2 protein-coding genes are annotated in these 15,188 nt (G+C 34.5%); both read right to left on the reverse strand.

Features of this window, described 5'->3' with window-relative positions:
* Window positions 1–113: 113 nt before the first annotated feature.
* Window positions 114–275, reverse strand: a complete 162-nt coding sequence (locus tag HGPG_RS10245; protein WP_019125018.1) for a hypothetical protein — start codon at window positions 273–275, stop codon at window positions 114–116.
* Window positions 265–14,304, reverse strand: a complete 14,040-nt coding sequence (locus HGPG_RS05290) for a SpaA isopeptide-forming pilin-related protein (RefSeq protein WP_019125019.1) — start codon at window positions 14,302–14,304, stop codon at window positions 265–267. Before HGPG_RS05290 ends, HGPG_RS10245 begins: the two co-directional genes overlap by 11 nt.
* Window positions 14,305–15,188 lie beyond the last annotated feature (884 nt).

Genomic DNA, 15,188 nt, shown 5'->3' on the forward strand with positions numbered 1-15,188 from the left:
TCATTTTCAGCAGGGGAACATACTAACACAGAGTAATGCCCCCTGACTTTATTTTAATTATTGATTTTGATTTTTCCAACTAAGGAGGGTGCCTCTTCTTGTCTTTAATAGAATTAATCATAAGAGCAACACCTTCTCTCACTTGCCTCTGATGGGTTTTTCATAAGAGCCTTGCCCTCATAGATTTTAAAATCATTTAAGATAAGATGATTTACATTATCTCTATAGCTATTAACTGAAAGAGAATTACTTTTGACCTTATAACTATTCATCATAAGATTCCCTCCTCTTTCTGCTGTAAACATAAGCCGCAGCACTCATGAGTATCAAACCACTAACAGTAAAGATTAAAGTACCCATACCACCAGTCCAAGGATATTCAGCCTTGCGGTTTTCAACCGGTATTGGTGTGATGTTGGACTTATTCACATCTACATAGACTGGATCAGTGCTTGATAGCGTATTTATATCGAGACCGTAATCAGCAGTATCTAGAATTGTGTTGTCAATAATTAGATCTGCTTTTTGATCTACTTTTGTAGTGCCCTTAGCTAATGTTCCAGTGTATTCTACAACTATAGTGTCAGTTGTTTCAATGCTTGTTGAGTCAGTTTCTTTTCCAAGAAGTTCTTTTAATGAATATCTAGATCCAGTATTGTTACCTACTGTTCCATATTGAAGTGCATCTAGTTTCTTAAAGTCTTTTTCTTCTAATTCAGCTATTGATTTCTTATCATCTTTTCCTGGTTCTTTCTTTAGAAGAGCGACTTTAACCTCTCCACCAATTCCTTCTTTACCATCAGATTTTATGAACTTAGGTGTAATACTCCAGCCATTTTCTAAGATTCTTAGGTAAGAGGAGTTGTTGATACCAGTCAAGCTTTCGTGCTTTGGATTTATTACAATTCTTTGTGTGAATGTATTCTTTTCTTTATCCACTGATAGGACTTGGCTAACTATTTGTCCTTTCTTACCTCTTGTTAAACTAGCTTTTAGTGGGTCTTTTTCAAGAACTGAAATGCTTCCACTTTCAAGTTTGAACTCTTTAATCTTGCCAGGGAATTTACCATATCCTTCTGGTGCCTTAGTTTCTACTAATGCATAGTAACCATCTTTGGATATTGGAAGTTTAAATTTACCATCTTTACCAGATGTTACAGTTATTGGTTTATCAACTTCTTTTCCATCCACTGTTTCCTTCTTAGTAAGAGCAGCGTACTTACCATCTTCTTTTTCTTTGTAGTGAATTTCAAATACTGCACCAGCTAGTGTCTTTGTATTATCATTTCCGTCAACTTTTACAAATTCAATATTCTTGTAGTTTATAACATTTATTGGATCTGTTCCTATTGGTTCGTTGACAGTTTCTGTTTCTGTAGCTGTTGGAGTGTCCACAGCGTTAGCTACTGCATTTGTCACTGTTTCTACAACAGCTCTTACAGCGGAAGGTGTAGTAGAACCACTAGATACTGGACTGTCACTTCCCTTAGGTCTAGTAACTTCTTTAGTTATTATACCGTCTTTATCTACAGTAAATTCTTCTATATGTCCTTCTATCTTGTTGTAGCCTGTTGGGGCTTCTTTTTCTATAAGGGCATATTTTCCTGGAGCAAGTTTTTCATACTTAACTAGTCCATCTTTTTCTGTTGTCTTTTCTGTATCCTTAACTTCAGTCCATTTTGCTGAAGTGTCGTCGTATTTTACAAGGGCGAATTTCGCACCTTCAAGTACTCTTCCTTCTGCATCAGTCTTCTTAAAGGAAATTTCGTTTTTAGGGTTTGTTGCTGTTACTTCAAGCTTAGCATCTGCATTATTTGTATTTAACAAACTGAACACATAATCGTGTCTTTCAGCACCCATATAAGGTTGATTATAGATATTGTATCTGTCGATCTTACCTTGTGCCTCATAGTCTGCTGTATCAGTCTTATCTTTGATACTACCAGTAACTCTTATTATATAAGTGTCGTCTTCTTGTAGATATCCATTAGGGAAAGTGTAAACCGCTGGATCATCCTTAGATGCATCGCCATAATAAGTGTAGTTGTTAAGCAAGTAAATATAACCCTTGTTGACAAATTGATTTAAATCTACCCCATAAGATGGTGGCAATATACTATTTTTATTACTTTCTTTGTATTGGTTATTATCTCTCAAATAAGCATCATTAACCCTAAATACTTGCATTCTAAGATTTTCCACGCCCTTGGCTGGAATATAAGTGAACCTACCATCATTTATTAGGTTTTGATCCCTGTTTATATAGAAGATGTGTTCAAATTCACCTGTCTTATTATCAAAGTAGGTTATCTTTGAAGATAAGTTTGGTCTAGTTCCGTAAGCTTCTGCAAAATGTGTTCCTAGGTCAAATCTTACATTTACTTTCTTAAAGGTATCTGTTGCACTATCTGAATTCATCTTTATTCCAACAGGTATATTATCTTGTGATGTTGTGAATTTGAAACGATTAATGTGACCTACAATACTAGTGTTGAAATCTTTTAGTTCGTAAGTTCGAGCATATTCTGTAAATGTGTAGGTGATTATGCCATTTGCATCATCATATTCTGCTTTGGCTATTGTGCCAACACCGTCTGCGAATATATCTAGACCTGAAATTAAATCTTTGTTGTAGATACCGTATAGGTCCATATAATCACTAATTTTAACTTGGAAATAATCTCCAGGTCTTATTGTGATTCCATCATTTAGCTTAAAGTCATTGTCAAATCTAAATAACTGAGCTGAGTTAGGCCAGATTGTATTATCTGTTTTTCTATCAGGGTCATTATCTGGTCTAATGATTTCCATATCAGATTTATTAAGGGTAATCTTGTCTGTAAGATCAGAGCCTGTTCTTGCAATTGGACCACTGTATGGGTCTAGGTCTTTACCACCAACTGTGAAGTGCCATATTTGACCCTTGTTTTGGTAGCCGTCAACTGCTTTTGTTTCTACTAATTCATAATTACCAATTGGTAGTTCTGTAAATTCTACCTTACCATTAGAATCTGAAGTAGCATTGTAAATTCCTTCAGTTTGTGAAGTTTCGCCTTCTGTTTTCTTTCTTGATATTCTAGTTAGCTTAAAGTTTACACCTTCAAGAGCATTTCCTTCGCCATCTTTTTTGTTGATAGTGATAGCACCCTTGCCTGGTTTTTCGTTTACTATCTTACCCATGTTCTTGGCAGTGGCAGATGTTACGAAGTCCACTAGCTTACCATCTTGTACAGTCTTTTTACCTTCAGGTACATATTGGAAAACACCATTAGCTCCTTCATATTCTAGGGAAACAAATCCAGATGAGTCTGAAATTATTTTAGTTTGAAGTAGGGCATATTCATGACCATCTGCTACAACTAAGATTAATTCTTTTAGCGGCTTGCCGCTAGTTGCATCAGCAGATTTATAAATGATTGTTTCCATGTTGATTTCTTTAGAATCAACATTTGAAATTTGAGTTTTCTTAGTAGAATCCTTTGGATCAGTCATATATAAACTTGTCAAAGCTTGAGCCTTATTATCTCCTGGGAATTTTACTTTGATGGATTTAATATCAATTATTTTTCCTGATTCTGGGTCTACAATCTTACCAGAGTCTGTCCTTATTGTTTCAATTGTGAAGCTTAGAAGGGCATCTTTTATAGGTCTGTAACCCTTTGGTGCTTGAACTTCCATTAGTCTGTATCTACCTGGTTCTAGGTTTCTGAAACCAAAGTAACCGTTGAAGGCAGATGCTACAGTTGAACCCTTGACATCTTCATAATTTCCACCAATAAGTTTTTGAAGCTTAAATACTGCTCCTTCAAGTCTGTTTTCAGTTACTACTTGGCTATCAGGCTTATCGTCTGGATTGTCACGACCGTGTTTTGAGAAGGTAATGTTGTATTTTTCCTTTTCGTTTTCGATTACTAGTCCTTCTTTTGGAACTTCATTTTCAGAATCTGAAGAATAAATAGGATTTAGGTTTACAGATGTGTCTGCGTGGTGATATGGTTCAGTTGCTACAGATGGATCAACTTTACCTCCAATAAAATTTGTTCCATTTAAGTTAACTTTTTTGCTTACAAAGTTAGCATATTTTTGAAGAGCTGGTTTTGATTTTGCCCAAGCATCTGCTTTTGTCTTTGCATTTTCTCTAGCTTTCTCTTGATTTTGACCTTGTTTTACATAAGATTCATACAACAAATCTTCGTATCTTTTTCTTACTGCTTCAATACCACCTTGGTAAGAAGCTGTGTTTTTGCCAGTTTCTCCAATGACAGTTTCATAATTAAAGCCGCCACCTTCTTTAGAATAAACTAATTGTTTAAATTCTCTAGCACCCTTATAAAAGTCAACGTGAAGATCAATCTTGCCGTAGTCAGCAGGATTCATTTCAGCATCAGTCTTCTTATAAGGAGCTTTTTTGACAGGATCCTTACTTGGATTTCCTTGAGCATCTGTGAAGTTATAGTTTTTGTCTACATAAACTTCGTTAGTTGCCGTACCATCTATAATGGTATCGTCGTAATAACCTTCGACTTCTACTATATAGACTCCCTTGCCAATGTTTAATTGGTCTTCGTCAAAGCCCCAGTCAAATGGTCTCCACCTTGCAGTGTTAACCATGGACATGTTTGGATTTGCTAAGTCGTAAGTTCTTAGGATCTTATCATAATCTCCATTTTGGATGTCTACATTTTCTCCTGGGTTTACTATCTCATAAGTTGACCTATAGGCAGTCTTTACACCTTCTTTGATAGTTACTGGAGGAAGTCCAGGTCTGTCAATTTCTTCTCTCTTGTATTTTGGACTAATTTGTACGTTTAATAAATCGCTACCTTTATAATCTCTAGTGTCAATATAAATTCTTTGTACATAAGTTTTAGATTCTGGGTTGATATAAGTCAACCTAGATTTTACTTTTATATCGCCATCAGAGTTATAATCTTTTGCATTTGCTTTTTTATTATCATCTATAAAGCTTGATGGAGTATCTGTTGGACCCTTGTAAACAGAATACATACGTCCACCGTCATCTCTTACTTCCATCTTCCATGGAGCTACAATTCTTTTGTAACCGTCTGGGGACTTTTCTTCTGTCAATACATAGTAGCCTTTTTTTAGCTTAACTACATTTCCATCTTCGTCCTTGAATGTTACATTACCATTAGCATCAGATGTTCCTTTTAAAACTGGGAAAGTTTCGTCTACTTTTTCGTACTTATCATCAGTCATTTTCTTGATGTTAAAAGTAGCACCTTCAAGCTTAGTTCCATAGCTATCAGTCTTGATAACCTTAGGAGTGATACCATCTTTTCTGTTGGTAATCTCAACTTTTTTGCTCTTATCCCCATCTTTAATAAGAATTCCTAAAGCTGGGTCATATTCATAAAAGTTTGCTGAAATACTTACATCTGATGCTGGCATTTCAAATGAATTTGCAACTACAGGTATTTCTTTGCCTTGACTATCTTTTACAATAAATCTATCAAATTTATAGCCTTGATTTGGACTTGCCTTTAGAGAAATCCTATCTCCCCGATTTGCAGTTGTTAAGTTTGCGCTTACACTACCATTTTCTATAGTGTTTGAAATAGATACTCTATAAGCACCTGGACTTGTTTGTCTTTCAAATGTTGAATAAACTGTTACGTCATCATCTGGCATTATGAAGTACAAGCCATATGAATCGCTTTTTACTGCAACATTTCCACTTCCACCAGCCTTGTTAACGCTATAAGATTTTATAGAATAACCACTTTCAGGTTCTATATATAGCCTTACCTTAGAGCCTACTTCAGCTATTCTTTTATCCACACTTACGCTTCCGCCAGTATGTTGATTAATATTAACTGTCTTGCTATTTTCTGGAACAGTTTCAGTTTTGAAAGTTACGTTAATAGTTACACCTGACTCTGGCATTACAAAAGATCCATGTCTGCCATCGAAGTCGACATTATCTAATAGACCTGAACCGTCAGATTTTCTTACATTATAGGTATCTACTTCCCAACCAGAGAAAGATTCAACTTCAAATTCTACTGTATCTCCAGCTTTAGCTTGACTGTTAGTAGGATTTGTAACTGTGATTTTTCCTCTTGTAGAATCACCAGAAGTACCTACATAATAACTTTTCCCTTCTTTTTGCTTAAATGTAGCTTTAATAACCACATTTTTATCTGGCATTGTGAAGCTTGTAGCATTTGTAAGATCTTGTAGATTATTTCCTGCTTCATCTTCTAGCCAAATTCTTTCAACTGTATAACCATCATTAGTATGAATAGATAGATTTATTTGTTGATCCTTATATGCCTTGTTAGGAACACCTGCTACTATACCACCATCACCATTATAGTTTTTAATAGTATACTCTGTTGGTTGTGGTGGAGTGTCTTGTTCAAAATCAACTCTTATAGATACATCAGAGTTTGGCATTGTAAATTTATTATTGTTTACGGGAACTTGTCCAGCTCCACTTCCAACATAAATTTCTTTCACCTTATAGCCTTGGGCTGGATTTGGAGTAATTGTAACTTCTTCTCCAGTTACAGCTTCTTTCTTATCTACGGTAAATGTTCCGTTTGATGAAGTTTGAGTGTAAATCTTATGTTTTGTTGGTTGTGGTTGCTCTTTTTGCTTGAATGTAGCATTAACTGTTACATCTGCTGCTGGCATTGCGAATGTTTTGGTGTCCTTAATATCATAAGAATTACCACCATAACTATAAGTCAAAGTGTCTATCTCAAAGTTACTATCTGGTGTGACATTTATAGTTACTTGTTCATTTTCTTTTAGTCCAGTAGTTTTATTACCAACTACAGAAATAGTACCATTTGTAGTTGCTCCTAGGCTTATAATATAAGTTGTTTCTTGGCTTAGGTTTTTATTTACTCCGTCTTCGTTTGCATAAGAGTCCCCTGCCCAAGCACTTGTACCATGTAGGTCGGATCTATTTGGTTTATAGTCAGATCCAAGTCCTAATGCTCCAGTATAAGAAGTTTCTACTTCTACTAGGATATATCCTTTTTGGCTTCCCGGAATAGAAAATTGTACTCTTCTAGGTTTTCCTTTAGGTGTAGTTTGTTCTGGAGTTACATTGAAACTAGTTTTAGCACCATTTAAAGCGTCATCAATATTTGATGCATTTACCCTATAAGCTTTAACTATAGTATCAATATTTTTACCAGATTTTATTGCAAGTTCTGCGTTTTCTGGTTGTCTATGAATTTGTACCAGTCTTTCTTTACCTGGAGCTGCATCAGTAAATAAGAAGACTTGTTTAAATCTATTAGCATCTTTGTTTATCTCTATAATTCTAGTTGCTATTAAATTATTTTCGTGAGCAATGTTTTCTCTTCCTTCAGACTTGCTTGGGTCAACTGTTTCCCATACATTTCCTGCTCCTACAGGTTCACTTATGAATTCATCAGTAATATCCAGTTGGTCAAGATTTTCACTAAAGAATGCAGATTTACTTAATCCAACTAGTGAGTAAAGTGTTGGTGCTTTCCCTTTAGTAGTTACACTCCAGTCACCTACTCTTACTTCAGCGTTTCTTGATGACCTAGTTTCATTGTTTTCCTTTAGATAAATCTTGCCATCATTTTGGATTGTCACTGTCCAATCGGTATTGGCTTGTTCATAACCTTGTGCAGCGCCATGTTCTATTAGTTTGTAGGTACCTGGTAGTAGGTCTTTAAAGCTTACCTTTCCATTATCATCAGAATAAGCCCATTTTGTATCTTCGCTTGGCTTTGGTCCAACTAATTTAAAGGTTGCTCCTGTAACTGCATCATGACCGCCACTAGTGTTTATTTCTTCATTAATCTTATCGAAAGAAAACTCGTGTTTTTTCTTTTCGTTTGTTACATCTAGGTAGTCATCTGCTATATAAGATCCCTTGATATCCTCTGTGATGTTATCTTTCTTAACAGAATCTCCTACTACAATATCTGATACTTGTTCGTAGTAGTCTGATTTCCATGATGGCCCTTCTGATGTGTTAATGTCCATTCCAGTACCTACTCCACCAGATTCATTTGTATAAGGAATCTTAACATCTACAACTATTGGTCTTCCTTTTATTAAGGAATTTCCACTTGCATCTGTTAATTTTTCTTTTTTGAAAACTAATTGAAGTCTGTCGCTATAAGAATATGCTAGTGATGATTTATCTACCTTATCAGTTATGTCTGTTAAATTATAAGAATATAGTCTGATATCTTCCACATTAGTAGTAACTGGTTTATCTAGAGTGTAAATATTTACATCTTCAGTACCAGCATACCATTTCATGTTGTCGTAATTTAGCTTTTCTCTGTGGACAAGAGCATTGTAGATATCTATATCTTTTCCTTCTGGATTTATTACATATCTTTGGATAGCGTATTTTCCAGTTTTATTTATACCAACAATTCTTGTACCAAGCTTGTAAGGTGTTGAAGATTTGTCTGCGTAGCCTGTTTGTCTGTTATCACCAGAGATAAACTTATCAGTTGGTCTTTGTGATACATCGACCCAATTAACTCCATCTTGAGTTAGAAGTGAATTTTCGAACTGTTGTGCTCCTCCACTAGGATCATCTTGTTTTTTCTCATTGTAAGTGTAAATCTTAACCTTGTTATTGTCATCAACTTCCACTACCCATTTTTGGTTGAGTTTTTGGTAGCCATCTGGTGCTTTTGTTTCTTCAAGGATATAAGTTCCTTTAGTTAGGTCTTTATTGAAGTTTACTACACCATCATTTCCAGATGTTCCTGTATCAAAGGCAGTTGTTTCGCCTTGTTTTGTTAGCTTAAATTCTGCACCGGGTAATGGTTTGTTGTCAGCATCTTTTTTATAAACTGTAAACTTTGTAGCTGTTGGTTTATTGCCTACTGGTATTTGTATATCCTTACCATATATTGTTCCGCCTGTAGCGTTTAATCCAACTTCTGTAATAGACACATTACCGTCTATGCTGACATTTACTTCCCATTTTCTGTCAGTCTTTACAAAGTCTTTTGGAGATATTTCTTCTTTTAGTGTGTATGAACCTGGTTTTAGATTTTCAAAGTTTACGATACCATCAGTACCTGATGTTCTATAAATAACATTGTTTTCTTCATCAGTTAATGAGAAGCTTGCACCAGAAAGAGGTGTGTTATTTGTTTCATTTTGTTTTAAAATCTTAAAATTACCTGGTTTGTATTTTTTGTTGATTAATCCAACTTCTTGGCTGTAGAATTTTGGAATTTCTCCACCAATTTGGTCCCCTATGGCTGTATTGGCATTGGCTTTTGATACAAAGGCAGCGTTGAAAGGTCCGTTAGCCATATTGAAGGCTCTCCAAGTATTGTTAAACTTGTCTATATCAGAGATCTTGAAAGTCTGTTCAATAATATAGCCGTCTTTGTTTTTATTATTTACACTTGGCATTTTAATGTTTAAAGGACCCTTTTCCTTTAGTGTACCAAATGTAGTGATCTTGCTCGGATCGTAATTTAATACTACATCGCCATTTCTATCATTTGTGATTTTTTCCTTAGGATCTATAGCCCTACTATAAATTAAATGATAAGTTGATGGATCTTGCTCTGGTCTTACACCAAAGGATAAAGGCATATTGTAGTTTACCTTCTTTTGTGTTTGTAATTCAGGTAACTGAATTGTTCCCATATTAGGCGATGTCTGATAAACCTTAACATCTGTTAGTGAGTATGGAGGTGTAGTTCCATCCCCTGCCCATTCAACGTAGTTTCCTGCTGTGTAGTGTTTTACAGACTTCCAATTGAAGTTAAGAACGTCATTTGTTCCTGGTTTTACATAGTCAGGGTTATAGTATGCCAAGGCTGTTACATACCATTCGCCATCATCAGCCTTATATACATCTCTAAAGTAGTATGATTGAGAAGGCTTGCCGTCTTTTGGGTCATAGTAGTATAAGTTGTAGTCAGCAGTGATAGGCTGAGTTATAGTTTGATTATTTAGACCATCTTGCCCTGGTGCTACTGTTACTGTGAAGTTGTAGGTACCATCGTTTTGAGCAAAATACTTAGATGGGATAATACCCACTAATTTAATATTAGCTTCAGCCTCTCCACCCTTTGATTTTTCATTGAATACATAAGTTAGTTTATTTGTTGTGTAATCGAAGTAAGGGTCAGCTATATCTACTCCTTCTCTACTTTTAATCTTAGGAAATTCATTAAAATATTGAGTGAAGTCTAGATTTGGGTCAAATTGAATTGAAAACCTAGATCCAGGTGCTGAATTGTTAAGTTTTATATCGGCTGTATATGAAAGTGATTCAAGGAAATATGCTTCCCAGATACCTGGCCTTCTACCAATACTTCCACTTTCTTTATCATTTACATAAAGTTTTTGAGTCACACTTGTAACATCTGCCCTAGACTTATCTTGGCTTTGTTCTATATCTTTTATTAAGTAATCTTCGCCATTAACAGGATTACCTGATCCATTTTTAAATTTAGGAATATAAGTTACTTGTTTAGAGTCATCTACTGTTACTTCAAAGATAACATTTGACTTTACATAGCCATCTGGTGCTTGAGTTTCTTCTATTGTATATTTACCTTCTGGTAAATTACCGAAAGAAGCCTTGCCATCCTTATCTGATACTACTGTTGTCATAACATTTCCATTTGCATCTTTTATTACAAATGTTGCTCCAGCAATTGACTTGAATTCTTCCTTCTTAGTTTCTTCGTTTTTAAACTTTTCTAGTTTTTTAATTTCTACTGGTCGAGCTTCAGAGATTTCGTTTGTTATTGTGATTTTTGTAGCCTTATCTGTATTAGTTGAGGTAGATGGAACTATATTTTGGTCTTGGAGTCTAGCTTGGTTTCCTGTGTCCTCATCTGTCAACCAATCGTATGTTAGGCTGTCGCCTGTTCCAGTTACTTTTACCAAGAATCCCCAGTCTCTTGCAAATCTTTCTTTTGGTAGACTTATTTGATATCCAGTTTTTTGTAAGAAATCATCGTATACATTATCATGACCATTAATCGGATAAGTATGTGGATAGTTTAAAACACTTGATCCAAGCTGGTCTATAAGGTCTTGATTAACTGACTGTTGGGTCATGGCAGTTTTTAGAGGTTTTCTTTGATAAGTTGGGTCCACATCAAAAACTTCTACATTTGATATAGAACCATTATCCATCCTAAGGTTAAGTCTAGTATTTCTATTTGTAGATCCACCTCTTTGTGCTTCGTTGGCCTTAAGGAAGATATAGGTCGTAACATTTCCCTTAGCATCCTTAGTTGCATATTGCATTGCGTTCATGTAGTCAGGATAGCCACCGTGTGCAACTGTTTTAGTTGGATTAGCCCCTACAGATATGCTAGCTGATCCGCCTGTAAGATTAACATTACCATCATTATCAATGGTAATTGTGGCATTCTCTTGGTTTAATTTGTAACCATTTGGTGCTTTTGTTTCAAAAATTGTGTAAGTTCCTGGTGCCACATTAGAAAATACAGCTTCACCGTTGGCATCTGTGATTACTTCTGGACCACCAAAGAGTTTGAATCTTGCTCCAGCAAGTCTTTTCTTAGGGTCTTTTTTATCTGTCTTTACTATAGTAAAGCTTGCCATCTTTGGAACATTCTCAACTGTTCCTCTGTTATGGATATTGTAAGCCTTTGTGTTTGGATCATAATAGTTGTGATTTTCGTAGTAGGATATAGTTTTTCCATTATATTTTTTATCAGTTGGGAAAGTTTGCTCTATTTTTGGTTGTATTTTTGTAAATTGTCTTTCACCTTGTATATTCCATGCTTTTACATGAGGTATTGTTATTGATCTAGTTGCTTGTCCTTCTGGTGTTTCTTCATTAACAGTTGTAGAACCTAATTCGTTTTTAGTATTATTTGAGTCCACTGCCTTAAGGGTTTGAGCTGGCATATTAATACCTTGGTCAAGATTCCAATTTTGGTCTACATATATATCTTTGTATTTGGAAATCTCAACTCCACCAAGACTTAGTGGGTTCTTTTCTTCTGTGCTAAAACTTGTGTCATAGCCGTAGACTGCGATTGTACCAACATCTTGGTTGGTATTTGGATTTTCTCCTTTTCCTGGCATCGGATTAACATTTTGTTGTGTTTGTCCAACTTGAACCATCATTCCAGTAGATGGATCAATTTTATATACTGCGACTTGTCCGCCATTTTGTTGTAAGGTTTGGTTATTGCTTAGGCTTCTTGTTTCCCAAGGTAGTTTTGTATCAGCTTGCTTTCCTTCTAAATCTTTATCATCACCAGTTGATATGGCATCTGTCACAGTCCATCTAGCATTTTCTTCTGAAGTGAATTCTCCTAGGATTGTAGTTCTATTGTTCATACCTGATCTTATTGGTGTAGCTTCTTTTACCTTGTCAGTTGGCCATCCATCCATAACGAATCTCTTGGCGCCAACTTTGTTTTTGGCAGTAAGGATTATAGAAATATCCATCATATATTTTTCTTGCATACCTTGGACTGGTGTGTAGAAGTTATATGTTATATCTCTAGTACCTTTTGCTGGAGCGTGGTGTTTTGAATCATGAATACCAAAGGCTCCAACAAGTTGATCTGTTAACTCTACATTGCTATCTTGAATTTCACCGAGACCAGATCCTTTGACTTCAGTGAAATTAACCTTAAGTCCTAGTTCATTTAGGTCAGTATCTGATGATATACCGATAGTCCAGTTATAACCTTTCAATTCTCCATCTTTAATTACTGGAGTTGCATAGGCATCTGTGTTTACTTTGTAGTTTGAGTCGTCTGGTTCTATGATTTGTATTACGTCATTTCTACCAGGTTCTATAATAGATCCTGCCGGGTTACCATTTCTATCTATCCTTTCTGGTAGAAGAGATTTTGGATTTGTTACTCCAAGTCCTGACACGCTATTTGTAACAGTGAAGGTACCATCATTATCTAAAGTAATCTTTTCTGTGTTGTAATCTACTGGGATATTTAGTGGTACTTGGATGTTTTCTGTTATATCTCTAGTTATAGTATAAGTTATTGTGTTATCAGTAGAATTGTATTCAGGATTAGCAATAACTTCACCATTGTATCTAATAGGCTCTAAAGTGGTTTGATCATTTACTGTTAACTTTTTGTCTAGATGTATATTGAAGAATTGATTTTTTAGTATTGGTCCAACTGCTGTTGATGTATCAAACCTAGTTCTAATAGTAAATTTTTTGTTTGCTAATGTTTTTGTCAAATCAACAAAAATATCAGGTCTGAAGTTTTCGTTCCTATCTCTTTCTATTAGTTTTTGGATTGCTTCTTCGTTGTCTGCCATTAGTTTGGCTTGGTCTTCTCTTGAAAGTTCATATTTTTCTTCAAATGTGTTAAGTAGTGCTTGGATTTCTTCTAATCCGTTTTTTTCGTCTGCAAGTGCTTTTTTTAGTTCTTTGTCTGCTTTTTGTAGATCTGTTAAGCCTAGTGTTTCTTTAAGCTTATCTAGTAAGCCCTCTTTTTCTTCTTTTTCTTCTGTATTTTCTTTATCTTCTAATTTATTTGAATTATCCTTGTTTAGACTAAGTGCTGATTTTTCGTCTTTATCTTTTTTCATGTTTTCGACTTTGACATCGATTTTTATATCTCTAAGGCCTGGCGTTGTTATTATAAGTTCGCTAGATCCAAAGAGTCCTTCTTTTATTTCCTTATTTACGATTATATTTTTGTCCTTTAGTATATCGTCGTAAGTTAAGGTTTTCTTGTTACCTTTAAAGTCTTCTACTTCGATTAGAAGTCCTTGGCAGTCAAGCTTGCCGTCCTTGTAGATTGCTTTTATTCTGTTTACTACTCTCCAAGCTTTGTAGCCAGGCTTTTCTATTTCCTTTGTTTCTAGGTTTAGATTTTCACTAGCCTTAGCGTTTTGTTCTGCTTGCTTTGCCCTTTCTACTGCTTGGTTAAGTTTGTCTTCTGCTTTTTGTTCTCTTTGCCTGCCTGCTTCGATTATTGCCTTGTCAACTTCTTTTCCTTGTGCAGGGCTTTCTTTTTCTGGTGTTTCAATTATTGTTGATGATTCTTTTTGCCTTGCTGGTGCCTCTTGAAGCTTATTTATTTCTTTGTTAGGTTCTTGTTTTTTTACAGCACCTTTAAGAAATTCATCGTCAATGTCATCTTTTTTAGTCTTGACAGAATCTCCACCTAATATAGAATTGGGATCCACTCTTTCTTCACTTGTAAGTGAGTTATGGTTGTTTTCATCTTCGAGAAGTGATTTTGCTGATACAGCTACTGGACTGAACACTTCTAAAACCATTAATAGAGCCAATAAAAGGCTCATGATTCTTTTCAAAATGTTATTCATTATTACTCTCCTATCTCAATCAGTCTTTGTCTATACTAGGATTTTATGTATTCTCTAGTATTGTTATATTTATTTTAATACAACAATAATAAAGTATCAATACTTTTTTGTAAATTTCTCTTAAAAAATGGCTTGTTGCTGTAATTTTTCGAAAATTTTTTTGCCCTAAATTTTTCTATTATATATTAATTTATATAATGTATACATTTTCACTAGCTGAAAACCCTTAAAATTAGGGATTTTACATATTTCAACATCAATAAATTACAATACGTGTATTTTTATCTCGATTAATTTTGTATTTTATTTATACAATTTTAATTTACAAAAACCTATAGATTCTCTATTTAATCATATTTTCACATTAGTGCACTGACAAGGTATTCATACTTTTTTACTGGAAATTTTTGTCTAAAATTTAAAATATTTTAATTTTTTTGATTTTTTATATGATTTTTGTATTAAATTAGTGTTAATTTTTCTTTTTTATGTTTCAGGTCTGCTACTAAATTTTAATATGGCTTTAATATTTCTCCATCTTTGTAATACTTCCTTAAAATTTTTCGTGGAAAATTTTTTTATGCTTTTTTCCGCCCTCACCTATTTATTATTAGTTATTAATTTTTTGGTCAAAACTAAGCCCCCTCTATCTTTTAAATTTTTTCACCTACAATATATAGGTACATAATAGAAAGAATTTGAAAAAGATACTATATAATAGAAGGAATTTGATTTTTTTATGTGATTTTTAAATATTTTCATATTCGCCACGAATTTTTGCCAAAAAAACCTGCTAACAAAAGTCAAGCTTAACCTGAAATTAATTTCAGGTTATTTTTAATTATTTGAATAATTAAATTAGTGCATGGCAAACAAGCCTAGGA

It is taken from the genome of Peptoniphilus grossensis ph5 (genome assembly GCF_000311825.1).
GTDB lineage: Bacteria > Bacillota > Clostridia > Tissierellales > Peptoniphilaceae > Peptoniphilus_A > Peptoniphilus_A hominis.